The sequence below is a fragment of the Paenarthrobacter aurescens genome (genome assembly GCF_041549525.1).
Taxonomy (GTDB): Bacteria; Actinomycetota; Actinomycetes; order Actinomycetales; family Micrococcaceae; genus Arthrobacter; species Arthrobacter aurescens.
Window position 1 is genome coordinate 911,695 of record NZ_CP157456.1, and the last position, 13,362, is coordinate 925,056.

The 13,362-nt window shown below is 62.3% G+C and carries 15 protein-coding genes and 1 tRNA gene; 5 read left to right on the forward strand and 11 right to left on the reverse strand.

Annotated elements, in window-relative coordinates; translation table 11 throughout:
• Nucleotides 1-109 precede the first annotated feature (109 nt).
• On the reverse strand, nucleotides 110-907 hold the full coding sequence (gene otsB, locus ABI796_RS04360) for a trehalose-phosphatase (RefSeq protein WP_141285770.1): 798 nt from the start codon (nucleotides 905-907) through the stop codon (nucleotides 110-112).
• Entirely contained in the window at nucleotides 897-2,390 is a 1,494-nt protein-coding gene (locus tag ABI796_RS04365) for a trehalose-6-phosphate synthase (protein WP_141285768.1), read from the reverse strand. Before ABI796_RS04365 ends, otsB begins: the two co-directional genes overlap by 11 nt.
• 176 nt (nucleotides 2,391-2,566) lie before the next feature.
• Here ABI796_RS04365 and ABI796_RS04370 point away from each other — a divergent pair, with 176 nt between their 5' ends.
• Both ABI796_RS04370 and ABI796_RS04375 read left to right on the forward strand, forming a co-directional pair.
• Nucleotides 2,567-3,445, forward strand: a complete 879-nt coding sequence (locus ABI796_RS04370) for a thioredoxin domain-containing protein (protein ID WP_174754604.1) — start codon at nucleotides 2,567-2,569, stop codon at nucleotides 3,443-3,445.
• 143 nt (nucleotides 3,446-3,588) lie between these two features.
• Nucleotides 3,589-3,665 (forward strand) — tRNA-Thr (locus ABI796_RS04375).
• A gap of 99 nt (nucleotides 3,666-3,764) precedes the next feature.
• Here the strand turns inward: ABI796_RS04375 and ABI796_RS04380 are convergent.
• Nucleotides 3,765-5,039: a Fic family protein gene (locus ABI796_RS04380; protein ID WP_141285766.1), complete on the reverse strand. Its 1,275-nt coding sequence runs from the start codon at nucleotides 5,037-5,039 to the stop codon at nucleotides 3,765-3,767.
• Nucleotides 5,040-5,349: 310 nt separating this feature from the next.
• The gene (locus ABI796_RS04385; protein ID WP_141285764.1) at nucleotides 5,350-5,613 is read right to left on the reverse strand and encodes a hypothetical protein; all 264 of its coding nucleotides are present in this window, start codon (nucleotides 5,611-5,613) and stop codon (nucleotides 5,350-5,352) included.
• 42 nt (nucleotides 5,614-5,655) lie between these two features.
• Between ABI796_RS04385 and ABI796_RS04390 the strand changes: the two genes are divergently transcribed.
• Complete coding sequence (locus ABI796_RS04390) at nucleotides 5,656-6,345, forward strand: helix-turn-helix domain-containing protein (RefSeq protein ID WP_141285762.1); 690 nt, start codon at nucleotides 5,656-5,658, stop codon at nucleotides 6,343-6,345.
• Nucleotides 6,338-7,156, forward strand: a complete 819-nt coding sequence (locus tag ABI796_RS04395; RefSeq protein WP_141285761.1) for a hypothetical protein — start codon at nucleotides 6,338-6,340, stop codon at nucleotides 7,154-7,156. The genes ABI796_RS04390 and ABI796_RS04395 overlap by 8 nt, the downstream gene beginning before the upstream one ends.
• 216 nt (nucleotides 7,157-7,372) lie before the next feature.
• Here ABI796_RS04395 and ABI796_RS04400 read toward each other — a convergent pair whose 3' ends face one another.
• From ABI796_RS04400 to ABI796_RS04420, 5 genes are all read right to left on the reverse strand, one after another.
• Nucleotides 7,373-7,774, reverse strand: coding sequence for a hypothetical protein (locus tag ABI796_RS04400; protein ID WP_141285759.1), 402 nt, complete (start codon nucleotides 7,772-7,774; stop codon nucleotides 7,373-7,375).
• A 100-nt stretch (nucleotides 7,775-7,874) separates the two neighbouring features.
• The gene (locus ABI796_RS04405; RefSeq protein ID WP_141285757.1) at nucleotides 7,875-8,108 is read right to left on the reverse strand and encodes a cold-shock protein; all 234 of its coding nucleotides are present in this window, start codon (nucleotides 8,106-8,108) and stop codon (nucleotides 7,875-7,877) included.
• Between the two features lie 143 nt (nucleotides 8,109-8,251).
• On the reverse strand, nucleotides 8,252-8,425 hold the full coding sequence (locus ABI796_RS04410) for a hypothetical protein (protein WP_170224973.1): 174 nt from the start codon (nucleotides 8,423-8,425) through the stop codon (nucleotides 8,252-8,254).
• A complete protein-coding gene (locus tag ABI796_RS04415; protein WP_141285755.1) occupies nucleotides 8,359-8,616 on the reverse strand; it encodes an SdpI family protein in 258 nt (85 codons plus the stop codon). The genes ABI796_RS04410 and ABI796_RS04415 overlap by 67 nt, the downstream gene beginning before the upstream one ends.
• Nucleotides 8,617-8,838: 222 nt before the next feature.
• Nucleotides 8,839-9,330, reverse strand: a complete 492-nt coding sequence (locus ABI796_RS04420) for a DUF2306 domain-containing protein (protein WP_141285753.1) — start codon at nucleotides 9,328-9,330, stop codon at nucleotides 8,839-8,841.
• Between the two features lie 302 nt (nucleotides 9,331-9,632).
• Here ABI796_RS04420 and ABI796_RS04425 point away from each other — a divergent pair, with 302 nt between their 5' ends.
• Nucleotides 9,633-12,083, forward strand: a complete 2,451-nt coding sequence (locus ABI796_RS04425; protein ID WP_170224975.1) for a carboxypeptidase regulatory-like domain-containing protein — start codon at nucleotides 9,633-9,635, stop codon at nucleotides 12,081-12,083.
• A 52-nt stretch (nucleotides 12,084-12,135) separates the two neighbouring features.
• On the opposite strand, the gene ABI796_RS04430 is transcribed toward ABI796_RS04425, so the two are convergent.
• The gene (locus ABI796_RS04430) at nucleotides 12,136-12,444 is read right to left on the reverse strand and encodes a hypothetical protein (RefSeq protein WP_141285749.1); all 309 of its coding nucleotides are present in this window, start codon (nucleotides 12,442-12,444) and stop codon (nucleotides 12,136-12,138) included.
• A gap of 306 nt (nucleotides 12,445-12,750) precedes the next feature.
• A complete protein-coding gene (locus ABI796_RS04435; RefSeq protein WP_141285747.1) occupies nucleotides 12,751-13,353 on the reverse strand; it encodes a TetR/AcrR family transcriptional regulator in 603 nt (200 codons plus the stop codon).
• Between the last annotated feature and the right edge of the window lie 9 nt (nucleotides 13,354-13,362).

A 13,362-nucleotide genomic window follows, 5' to 3' on the forward strand; every position in this document is an offset into this window, starting at 1 on the left:
TCGCATGATGCCGCACGGTACTGTGCGTCACATCACATCCAAGAGTATGTCAGACTTTTTGACTAACTACCTAAATGTTACGAACATCACATGTTGCGCTCGTCACGCATCAGGACCCCGAAGTGACCTGCCGCCGCTCGCGCAGCAAGGCTTCGAGCAACTCCGCCACATGCACCGGCGCTTCCACTCGATACTGCGCCTGGGTGAAGTCGAGGCCCACTTTGATGCCAACATCATCACCCATCAGCCGGCCGAGGGCGTCCTCATCAGTGACGTCGTCACCGGCAAACAAGATGGCAGTGGCACCGGTAGCCTGGCGCAGGAACTCCACAGCCTCGCCCTTTGACGCATGGACCACCGAGGTTTCCAGGACGCGCTTGCCCGTTTTCAGGTAAACCCCCGGATGCTCGCGGAGCACCCGCATGGCGGCCTCGACGGCGTCTTCCGCAACGTCGTCGTCGGCCATCCTCGTGTGAAGGACCACGCCCGCGGGTTTGTCCTCCAGCAACGTTCCCGGGGCGATGTTCACGATTTCTGCAAGGACCTCGCGGACCGCAGCCAGTTTGGTGCGCTGCTGTTCGTCCAGTTCCAGGCCCAAAGACCCCTCGCCAAGCCACACCTCCGCGCCATGGCTGCCGATGAGCAACGTGCCGGCAGGGGGCGAGGCAACCAGCCGCAGACTGTCCAATGCGCGGCCTGAGATGAGTGCCGTCGTCGTGCGCGGAAGCTGCGCCAAGGCCTCCAACGCTGCAGCGGACCGCGGCAGGGGCCTCGCGTCCTCGGCGTGATCCACCAGGGGAGAGAGGGTGCCGTCAAAATCGAGGGCGACCAGGAGGTGCTCTGTGCTGGAAATGCGACGGACGGCGTCCAGCAATTCCGGGGAGAGGGTGAGATTCTCAGCTGTCATCACGCACTACCTTTTCTTCGAGTGCGGCCAGGAACTCAGCTGACCAGTGATCGACGTCGTGGTCAAGGATCTGCTTGCGCATCAACTTCATGCGGCGCCGGGCTTCCTTGGGATCCAAGGTGATGGCCTTGAGCACTGTGGACTTGAGGCCATCGATGTCATGCGGATTGATCAGGAACGCTTGCTTGAGCTGATCAGCAGCGCCGGCGAACTCGCTGAGGACCAACGCGCCGTCGTCGTTTTGCCGCGCGGTGACATATTCCTTGGCAACAAGGTTCATGCCGTCGCGCAGCGCGGTGACCAGCATGACGTCCGCCGCGAGGTACAAGGCGACCATTTCTTCCACCGGGTAGCTGTGGTGAAGGTAGCGGACAGCCGTGTTTTGGATGGTGTCGTAGGTGCCGTTGATATGGCCCACGGTGCCTTCGATCTCCTCGCGGAGCAGCCTGTACTGTTCAACCCGCTCCCGGCTGGGGCTCGCCACCTGGATCAGGGTGGCGTCCTCCACCTTGATGTGGCCGTCCGCCAACAGTTCCTCGAACGCCTTGAGCCGGTGCCTGATGCCCTTGGTGTAGTCCAGGCGGTCCACGCCCAGGAGGATGGTCTTGGGATTGCCCAGATCCTTGCGGATCTGCTGGGCGCGTTCGATGATGTCCGGCCGGTCGGCGAGCTCACGGATCTGGGCAACATCGATGGAAATCGGGAAGGCCTGGGCCCGCGCGATGTGGGTGACCTGGCCGTTGGCGCCCTTGACGTGGACTTGCTGCTGCTTGACGCTGGCGCCCAGGAAGCGGCGTGCGGAACGCATGAAGTTGCCGGCGTCGCTGGGGCGCTGGAAGCCCAACAGGTCTGCGCCGAGCAAACCGTCAATGATTTCGCGGCGCCACGGGAGCTGCGCAAAGATCTCCGGCGGAGGGAACGGGATGTGGTTGAAGAAGCCAATCTTCAAGTCCGGGCGGGATTCGCGCAGAAGCCTTGGAACAAGCTGGAGCTGGTAGTCCTGTACCCAGACAGTGGCGCCGTCCGCTGCATGGCGGGCGACGGCGTCGGCGAACTTCCGGTTGACCTTGCGGTAGGAATCCCACCACGTACGGTGGAACTCCGGCGGCGCAATGACGTCGTGGTAAAGCGGCCAAATGGTCGCGTTGGAGAAGCCCTCGTAGAAGAGTTCAACGTCATCGCTGCTCAGCTGGACAGGGAGTAGATCCATGCCTTCGTGGCTGAACGGACGCACAGTCTCATCCGGGGCGCCATGCCAGCCCACCCACGCGCCGTCGGACTTGGTCATCATCGGCGCGAGCGCTGTGACCAGGCCGCCGGGCGAGCGACGCCAGCCACTTTCTTCGTTGTCATCGCTGATGCGATCCACCGGCAACCTGTTGGAGACCACCATAAAATCGAACGTGCTCGCCGTGGGCTTCTTGGTTGGAGAAGCCTTGGCGTTTTGTTCGGCGGTGAGTTTTTCGCTTGCCAAATCCTGCATTAATGCTCCCTGGGGTTGCTGTGACTCAACTCCCAGCCTACTAGCGGAATCATCCGCGGCACTTGATCGTTCAACAACAGGGTCACGAGGCATGGGCAAACCTTCAAGTTTGCTCCCGTAAACTGGCCCCGTTGCCCCAAGCTATGCACGTTGACGTCGAATACCCCGAGGAACTGATGAGCCCCGCAAACGAATCACGCCTGTCCAAGGCCGAAAGAACCGCCCAGGCGCGGGAGAAAGCGCGCGCAATCCGCGAAGCACAGCTGAAAAAGGAGAAGCGCAACAAGCTTCTTGTCGGCTGGGGCATCGTGGCGGCCGTGGTGGTCATCGGCGTCATCATTGCTCTCGTGTTCGTCAACGGTTCCCAGAACAACACAACCGTGGCCGATCAGGGTCCGACGCCGGCCAACGGCAACGTCCACGGCGGCATCACGCTGCTGGCCAACACCGAAGTGGTGAAAACGGAACCAGCCACCGTCAACGTCGCCGACGTCCCGGCTCCCCTTGAAACCAAGCCCGCCACAGTCACCGTTCCCGGCGGCGAGGCCGAAGCCGGCAAGCCCGTGAAGGTCATCGCCTACATCGACTTCATCTGCCCCGTCTGCAAGCAGTTCGAAACCGCCTACGGTGAGTCCCTCACGAACCTCCGCAACGAAGGCAAGATCTCCGTCGAGTACCGCGCCCTCGGCTTCCTGGACCGCCAGTCCACCACCAACTACTCATCCCGCGCAGCCAACGCTGCTGCCTGCGTAGTGAACTCCTCGCCTGAGAAGTACGCGGAATTCTTCAACCTGCTCTTCGAGCGCCAGCCGGCCGAAGGCGGAGCAGGCATCTCCGACAATGACCTCAAGAAAATGGCCACCGAAATCGGTGCAGCCAACATTGACTCATGCATTGACAGCAAGCAGTTCCGGCCCTGGGTAAAGGTTGCCACCCAGGAAGCAGCGGCAATCGGTGTTACGGGTACGCCCACCGTGTTCATCGACGGCAAGCAGTGGGACGGCAGGTCCGACCTGAACGCCGAGATCCAGACGGCCATCACCGCCAAGGGCTAACACCCTCAGAAGGCACGACGACGGCCGGTCACCTTTACGGGTGGCCGGCCGTTGCTGCTTGGCGGCGAATTTCGTCGACGGGGATGGTGTGGGCTAACCTTATCTAGCGCTGTTTCGCGCTTTGCTTCGGGTGACCGAAGCTTGCCTCCTTAGCTCAGTTGGCCAGAGCACCGCTCTTGTAAAGCGGGGGTCGTCGGTTCGAATCCGACAGGGGGCTCCACGAACCCCTCCATTCCGGCGATTTTGCCCGGAATGGAGGGGTTTTTAGTATTTGCCATGCAGGGCACTGCGCGAACCGGCCCGGAATAGCTCTCTCCGCTCAGCGGTGCCTGTTCCGGCGTCCTGCCCGGTCAGCGAAGGCATCCAGGGCTGCGATGATGTCTGGAGCCACCCAGACACGGGTGCCGCGGATTTTTCCGGCGGACGCCAGGACACCGGCTTCCTCCAGGCGCTCCACTGCGCGGTATGCGGTGGCCAGGGATGCTCCGGTGTGTTCTGCGACCATCTCAGCGGTCAGTGCCGGCTCGCGTGGTATCAGGTGCAGGACTTTGCGGACGGACGAGGGACCGCCGGCCAGGCGTTCCTGGTAGCTTGCCTCTACGGCCTCGATGTCGGTTGCGAGTTGTCGGCCATTGTCGACGGCCTGGACAGCGGATTCTGCAAAGCGCTCCACGATCGGCTTGATGTCCCCTTCCCGGTAGGCACCCAGTGCATCGAAGTACAGGCGGGTATCCGTCAGCAACCCCGAGGATACGGGCACGGTGACGTTCTCGGTTACGCCCTTGGCCCGCAGCAGGGCGCTGACGATGGCCCGCCCGGTGCGGCCGTTGCCGTCAGCGAACGGGTGGATGGTTTCGAATTGGGCGTGTGAGATCGCAGCCTGGGTCAGTGCCGGGATGTCGTCGCGCTGCATGAAGGCCACCAGGTCCTCGACTGCCGGCATCACCCGGTCGGGATGGGGCGGGACGAACTCGGCCGTGCGTGGGGAGCTGCCCCGGATCCAGGTCTGGGCGTCCCGGTACTCACCGGCGATGCTTTCGTCGGAGGCGTTCAGTAGGGCGTGGTGCATGACAGCAATGTTCTGCGCGGACAGATTCTCTGACAGGTCGATCGCTGCCTGCAGGGCCCTGACGTTGGAGGCGATCAGTGAAGCGTTTGAGCTGGAGGTGTCACCCAGCTGGGCCAGGGCGATTTTGCGGGCGCCGGCGGTCAGGTTCTCGATTTGGGAACTGGATGCGGACTCGCTTCGCAGCAGCAGTGCCGCGAATGGTGAGGTGTCCCGGCCAAGCTCGGCGTCGAAGCGCACCGTCTCCACCGTTGCCGCTTCTGCGAGTGCCTGGGTTCGGGAGTCAACGGCCGGGTCCAAGCCGGCGATCTTTGGGGCGACTGCTGCCTCGTAAGGTCCGCGGGCCAGCAGCCGCTGCCGTCGGGAGGCGCCACGGTCGGGGCCGGATTCCCAGGGATGCGCCTCGTAGCCGACGGTAGGCCAGCCTCCGGCGCCAGCGGACGGGGAGGTACCCGGTTCGGCGTGTGCGCTGGTGGCAAACTCTCCGCCCGCAGAGATGCCGGGGGGCTGTCGGTGACGGGAATCCATGGCTTCCTTTGAGAAGACTTAACCCTGATTTTCTCATAATCGATCTGGAATGAGAATATTAACGTCTCTTTTCATTTGTTCGTTGTGCGGCTAGGCCCTCAGTCATCAAGACCCCTTGACGGGAAATCGCGCCAAGGTCCGCGAAAGCCACAAACTTTCAACATTCACGCGTCGCTGCGTCATGGACATGCACACAGAACTAAAGCCGGGCGGCCATTGTTCGTCGACCAAGGACAGAACGCGTCAGGGCTCCCGAGCCTGCAGGGCCACATCACGTCCTGTCCTTAGCTGCGGTCCTATGCGGCAGTGGCTACCCAGGCCGAGCAACCGTAGATGCCAGCTGAACCATGCCGAAGTCAACCTTGAGGACCCGGCCAGCGTGGGTGAGTTTTACGAGCTCGTCTACGCAACCTGGCAGGCCTCCCCGGAGGGTACTCATGCGGAGCTTCAGGAGCCGTACTGCAACGCGGCTGGCGTTGCCTACGGCGAGCTGCTGGTACGCACGACTCCTCTGCTGTGGGTCATTGCCGAGGACTCCCTGGGCCGGGAAATGGCGCTGCACCCAGGAAGGCATTCGCTAATTGACACATATCCCTACAACTGTAGGGTTTAGTGTATGCAGTATAAGAATGGGATGACGGTCGGGGAGGTCGGGGAGAGGCTAGGTATTACGCGCGCCTCGGTGCATGACCTGCTCGACTCTGGCCAGTTGACGGCCAGTGGCCGCGCTGGCCGCATGTTGCTCATCGATCGTTCGTCGGTGGAGCGCCTGGCCCTGGCCGGCACACGTCGTGGCCGCGCCTGGACGGCCAAGACTGCTTGGGCTGCATTGGCGCTCCTCTCTGGCCAGAACCCCACCTGGATCAGCTCTTCGGAGAAGTCCCGGTTGAAGAGGCGACTGCGTGAGCTGGACGCCGACGCCATTCGTGTTCTTGCCCGGAACAAGGACAAGACCCACCGCTACAGGGCAACCCCGGACGGGCTCGCGGCACTTTATGACCACCTGATCCCAAGTGGCGCCTCGGCCATGCGCGAGGAATCCATTGCAGGGACCTTCGGGATGGCCGGCGGGAGCGGGACTGCCGAAGGCTATGTCATGGCCGGTGACGTATCAGCCCTGGCGGACGCGTTCGGCCTGGTTGAAGATCCCGACGGCAACACCATCATTCATGAAGTCGATTTGCACGAACCCTTCGTCGGCGGCCAGGCGCCGGTGGCAGCCATCGCCGTGGACCTCATGGACTCATTGGCAACCCGCGAACGCAGCGCCGGGCAACGCGTCATCAACGAACTGCTCCATGACTGAACCTGAACAGGACGCGGTCGCCGAAGGCTCCGATGACCGCGAGACCTGGGACGCGCCCGTACCTCCTGGAGGCTGGGGAACTCCATGGCCACAGTGCGTGGAACTGGCCCGGGCCCTGCCGTCCACCCAATGGACGTTGGTCGGAGGGCTCATGGTCCAGCTGCACGCTGCAGCTACCGGCCTCCCCGTCTCCCGGCCAACAGTGGATGTCGACATTGTGCTGCACATCGAGACCGGTGCGGCGACGACGGCTGCAGTCAGTGCTGTCCTGAACGGGCTCGGGTACACGCTGGAAGAGTCCATCTCTCATGACGCACCAGCCCACCGCTTCCTGCGCGGCAAGCAGCAGATCGACGTGATGGTGGCCGATCACCTGCCCCCGGCGAAGATACCGACCCTGGGTGGCCGCAAACCATTCCAAGTTTCCGGCGGCACGCAGGCGCTGCAGCGGACGGTGAACTGCCGAATGACCGTCGACAACGACCAACCGGTACTCATCAGCATCCCGAACGCCCTCGGGGCGTTGGTCTTGAAAGGCGCGGCCTACCGCGAAGACTCCCGGGACAGGGGCAGGCACCTCGATGATGCCGTCGTTCTCTGCGCGACCATCAGAACACCCCTGGTCACGGCGGCCCAGATGAAGGGCAGCGATAGGTCGCGGGTTCTTTCCCTACACAAAGAACTGGCCAACCCGGGGCACCGATCTTGGCAGCTGCTGGACCCGGCCGACCGAACACCGGCCACGGACGCGCTGCGCATACTTGCCGCCAATCACAGTCTGCCGCCAGCCAACCGCCTCAAATCAGGCTGACGACGCCGAGGAACGGCTGTCAAATGCCAATGGACAGAAAAATCAGGACATTGTTATTTGACCTGACGGCCAATCGCGGACTGCGCCTACGCATGGTCAATGGTGAAGGGGTTGATGCCCGAAATTTACGCCGTCGGGAAAAGTAAGCGGCCGGCGACCATCCGGCCCGTAGACCCTGCTGATCGGTCACTGCAGCGAAGCATTCCAGGAAGGTACTCATGATGACACCTTTGGGCCAGCAGCCCTGGCCTCCTCCAATTCGACATCAACTGAGGCGGCGCTGACCTCGGCTAGCCCAAAATCGCCCTCCAAGCGATAGACGTCGTCTTCGATTGTGAAGGAGTCGATTCCGCCGTAATCGATCTCGTCGTTGGCGCCGGTCGCCGCCTTAATGCGGCCCTGTCCGCTCCATGAAATGTCTTTGACGCCACTGAACACCAGGCGGCCTTTTCGATAGCAGCACTGTTCTCCCGGCAGGGGAGAGGCATACTGCAGGTGGCCTTCGCGGAGGACAAAGTCGAGCACGATGGAAAACCTGCCCGGGGTGGCCTGCAGGTCCAGCACGAAGCTGTCCTCCAGGTAGTACTCGCTGAGTGGCTCGAGGTCCCAGTACTGCATCAACAATTTCGCCCCGGCCTCATTTGGGTGGCCTGGCACCCGGAGTGGCACTTCGGTACTTGGTCCATCGGCTGGCCAGTGCTGATCGGGCGACCGAGCCTCATGAGTGGTTCTCGCTCTCAGCTGTCCTGACTGAGACCGCACTGAAGCCATACCCGTCCTGCTCAACGGCTTCCCACTCCAACTCCACTTCTTCCCCGGGGGTGAGTGAGCGGTAGCCGGCGACTTCAACGACGCTGAAATGGGCCCAGCAGCCGCCGGAAGTCAGTGGGGAGTCGATGACGCCCCACCCGTGTTCGTCGTTCCAGAAACGAACGACACCTTGAGATTCCATCGCACCAGTCTAGGTCCGCTCCCTATAGGAGCGATGGCATGAAATCCACGTGACTCTGCCATCGTCAAGCACAGGGCCATCTCGGGGAACGACGAGCCAACGCAGCGTCTCCACGGACGGTGGCAAACGCCGAAGGGGCGGCTCTAGTTTGTAACCGAACCGATCTTGGTTGCGACAGCATCAGCCTGAAGATATATGCGCATCAGAAGCACGACCAGGACTGCAGTGACGCCAAGGCCAGTGAAGAAGATCAACGGCCCGCTGGCGTCATCCTTGGGCAGGACGGCGAAGAGAACCCACAGGGCTGTCGTGCACACGAGCAAAAAACGACTGTCCCTCTCAGAATCCTCAAAGAAGCCTCATGCGTAGCTATCCAGGCCTCATCGGAGGCCATGGTTGCCTTGGACCGTATGCCGAAAGTGGGATTCGGTTTGGACTGCCCCGCCTCGATCTGTGAAGCCAACATCTTCAAGAGCCCGGCAACGACCAGGAAAGCGATGCTGAACATGGTCGTGCTGAAAGCTGCCCCCAAAAGCTACCCTTCCGTGGTGTCACTCATCCGATGGCCAACGCTAACCCAATCGGGATGCAGAGTGGTGGCGTCTCATGCACCCTGTGTCGCCAAGCGCTAGAAGACGGTCTCCCTCCATAAACGGCATCCCCCAGAAAAGCGTGCCACAACGGAACCGGGATTAGCGCCAGCGTACCGGGACGACTGGACGGTCTTCATTCAACCGTCCACACGGGCAACGTCAGCCTTTCGTCGTAGTTGCGACAGCCCGGCGACGGTCAGGCCGGCAGTGAGCGCGAGGGCCCCTACCCAGAGAGTCAGGCCCGCCAAGTCGTGGATGGCCATCTGGGGGAGTCGCCTGTCCGGCACGGCAACGACGCCGATGAATGCGCCGACGAGGCCGAAGTAGCTGCCGGTCATGAACCGCTGATGGGCGCGGATGTTGCCGCGGCGGACGGCTACCAAGCCTAAGGTCAGGGTGCAGAACGTCAGAACGGACAGGGCGTGGAGCCAGTTGAATCCGCCGTCGATGGTCCGGATCCCGAAGGAGGTGAGAACCACGATGTACATGGCTACCGCCCAGATGCGGCCCAGGATCTTGTGCGCTGCGCTGCCCTTGTTGAGGCGGAGCAGGTTCACGGCACCGAAGATCAGGGCGTAACCCGCTGCGATGGCATGCAGGGCGATCAGGAAAGTCCACGGCGAAGGCATGTGGCCAGCCTAGCGAGTCGGATGGGGCTCACCAGACCGTGGCGGCGGGGGCGGCTGAGGACTTTTCAGGGAACTGTAGAAGAGCTCAGGGTCGTCGTCATCCAATCACGCGGAGCAAGGTCGAGCAGTCCCGTCCCGGCGAGGTCCTAAATAAGCCCACCGGGCCGAGTGCCGCCGTCGTGAGTTCTTCGCCTTGGCGGACAGGGTAGAACTCCCCATGGCACTGCGGCGGGCCGACGCCTAGCATGGCAGGGGACCGCTCGGTCTGCTCAGTCACTTTTTTGGGGAAAAGGACCTTACCCATGCCGTTGCCTCGACCTGCCACTCACCATCCGCTTCGAAGGACACGGCAAGGGGTGTGGGCCGCCCTGGTGACCGCCGTCCTGGTGGCCGCTGGCCTCTTCGCCGGCGCCGCACCAGCTTCGGCTGCAACCTACACCTTCAAGGGAGTGGTCAAAGGAAAACTGACGGCCACTGCAACCGCCACTGCGCTGGGTGATGTGTGGGTGGGGGCTTACACCAATGACGACCGCGCCTCCCTGGTTGCCGGTGCGTGGTCTGCCCCCGACGGCTCGTACAGTTTCAGCGTGCCGGCTGCCGGCAGCTACAAATTGTGGACCACGTGCAGTAGCGGACCTTGCTCCGCCACGTACGCGGACGAGTGGAACGTCAATCAGTCCAGTTCATATGGTTCGACGCCGGTCGCCGTCACCGATGCTGCCCCCACCACCACGTACAACCCTCAGCTGGAAGCGTTCGGCAGCATGAGCGGCAGGGTCACCAATAAGGCCGGCCAGCCGGTGACGGCGGTGTCCGTCTCAGCTTCGCCCAACAATGGCGGACAAGTGAGCAGCACCACGCCCGATGCCAACGGCTATTTCACCCTCACCAGGATTCCGCCCAATCAGGCATACATCAGTGTCCGGGACGAGTCGGGCCAGCGTCTTTACCTGGAGCAGTATTGGAACGGCACCGGCACTGTGGACACCTACACCACAGCTACCGTCCCGCCCGGTGTGCAGTGGACCAACGTGAACTTTGTCCTCAAGGATGAAACCCTCATGGAGGCCACCGTAGTCGATCCCGCAGGCGCGCCGATTGCCGACGTCGGGTATGTCCCGTGGGTTTACAACGACGCGACTGCAGCCTGGGAAGGACCCCAGATGGGCCCGCTGACCTCGAATGCGCAGGGCAAGATTTACTGGCGTATGACGGTTGGCAAGAAGTACAAGCTGTGCGTTTCGGACACGGTTTACGAGGGCGCGCCCCGCGAAAAGCGGTACAAAGCCGAGTGTTACGACAACACGCCCACCAAGGACACTGCCACGGTTCTGACAGCAACCGCTGCCGGCCAGCGTGTAAAGCTGACCATGCAGCTGGACGTTGAGGGGTTGTCGCTGACACCTGGCAGGCCGTTCGTTTATGGTTCTGCCCAAGCCGGACAGAAACTGACCGTTGATCCCGGGGTCTGGGGACCGGCTCCGGTGACCCTTGCCTACCAGTGGCAGCGTTCCAAGGACGGCACAGCTGTCCAGGATATTGCGGGGGCCACAACCACCGCCTACGTTCCCACGGCAGCTGACGCCGGGTACGACATCTGGGCGAAAGTCTCAGGGACCAAGGCAGGATATGCGTCCTATTCCACCTCCGTGCATGGCGGTAAGTCGGGTGCCGAGGCCGTGACGGCTTCCAAGCCCTTCACGCTTCTGGGGACGCCCAGCGCGGGGAACACCCTCACCGTTGACCACGGCACCCTGAGCCCTGTCCCTGATTTTGGCCCCTACTACGACTGGTTCGTGGACGGTGTGCAGGACTACAGGACCAACGGGCCCTCGTTCCTTCTCCAGGCCGCCGACGCCGGTAAGAAAGTCACTGCCCGGCTGAGCGTCCACGACTGGCCCCTGCAGCCCTATTACGGCCAGGCCACAGTCACCGTCTCCGCGGGGACCATAACGGCTCCGGTCCCCACGGTTTCCGGGACGGTGAAGGTGGGCTCGGTGTTGACGGCTGTTCCGGGTGCGTGGGGTCCTGCTCCTGTGACGTTGGCTTATCAGTGGTTCCGCAGTGGTGTTGCTGTTACGGGTGCTACGGCAGCTACTTACTCGTTGACTGCCGCTGATTTGGGCAAGACCATGACCGTTCGGGTGACGGGAACCAAAGCTGGATTTACGACGGCGGCGAAGACGTCCGCCGCGACGGCTGCTGTGGCGGTGGGGACCTTGACGGCTCCGGTGCCCACGGTTTCCGGGACGGTAAAGGTGGGCTCGGTGTTGACGGCTGTTCCGGGTGCGTGGGGTCCTACTCCTGTGACGTTGGCTTATCAGTGGTTCCGCAGTGGTGTAGCGGTGACGGGTGCTACGGCAGCTACTTACTCGTTGACTGCCGCTGATCTGGGCAAGACCATGACCGTCAAGGTCACGGGTTCGAAGGCTGGATTTACGACGGCGGCGAAGGCTTCCGCTGCGACGGCTGCTGTCGCTGCCGGTACCCTAACCGCTCCGGTCCCCACGGTGTCCGGCACCAACACCGTGGGCAGCACGCTCACCGCGGCCCCCGGCACGTGGGGTCCTGCTCCTGTGACGCTGAGCTACCAATGGTTCCGAGGAAGCACTGCCATTTCCGGGGCCACTGCCCAAACGTACAAATTGGTGGCCGCGGACAAGGGCAGCGCCATCAAAGTTCGTGTGACAGGCACAAAGACTGCTTACTCCGCACTTGCCCGTTATTCGGCGGCCACGGCGTTGATCGGCTGATCTGCCAGCGCAGAAAGCTTGTGCGGTAGGCGGCCCAACCAGATTGGGCCGCCTACTGAGTCTTGAACGATGCCAGTTGGCTGATTCGACGCCGCACTACGGCAACGAGAGGACGTGCCGCACCAGCCCACGCCTTCAAAGAAACAAGAACCTTGTTGATGCTGCCGGAGAAGCGGCCCCTGGTGCGCCAGCTTTGCATCAGTTCCCACGTCATTCGGATGAAGTGAACAGCCAGCACAACGATGAAGAGGGAGATCACCAACCCGGCAACGGAGGCGGCTACGATCATCACACCCGTGATGTGCACCAGGAGGACGGCAGAGATCACAACTGTGTGGGCGTCAAGAAGTTCCATGTTCATTTCTCGTTTTGTGGGATGGTGGTTCGATCGGGCGTGGATGCCGGCGGCTAGGCGCTTGGGCGGCTTGTGCCCGCGCGCTAGCCAGCAGGCCGGGCTGGGGATGACTGTGAAAGTCTTAGGCTCCCGGATTCTTTCCGGGCAGCACTCTTACCGGGTTGTTCCCCCACAACACCAAGCCTTCCTGACCTGCAGTTTTGTCTAATCATAGCTACGGGCGCCAAAGCATTTGTTAGCCACGCGTCACGTACTTGTCAGAAGAGCCGGGGGAGGGTGCATGGCAAGCTTGGCGGCCGTCTGATGGCCCTTTCAGGCTGAAGTCCGGCATCCTATTTGCTCGGCAAACGCGAGCATTGCCGCACGGGCCATATCTACAGTAACGAGCCTGTTTCCTGCCACGATGTGCAGGCTGTAGGCGTCTTCGAGCGCAACCATGTTCATGGTGGCTTGTTCCAGGTCCGTGGAGATGGTGAAGGCGCCGGAGGCATTGCCTTCCTCAAAAATTGCGCGGTACGTGGCGGTCTGCCGCAAGTACATTTGCTGAACCAAGGTGTCGTGAAGTTCCGACTGGCCGGCCATGAAATCGAATTCGTAGAGCAAGCGCATGAGGGCGTCGTCCGGTCCGCTGGGCAGTCCCGCGTCGATGGCTGCCCGTAGCTTCTCAGCCGGCGATTCCAGTCCCGCCACAACGTTGTCCCGGTGATCGCAGAAGCGCTCTGTTCCGGCGCGGTGAGCCTCAACCAGAAGCGCGTCCAGGTCATCGAAGTAGTACAGCAGCGCGCCTCTGGTCAGTCCGGCTCTTTTGGCGACGTCGGTCAGGGACAGGGAGCGCAGGCCCTGTGTGGAGGCTTCCTTGAGTGCCGCTTCCACGAGCTCGGAGCGACGCCGTTCCTGCGTGTTGGGTCTTGCCATGCCCTTGAC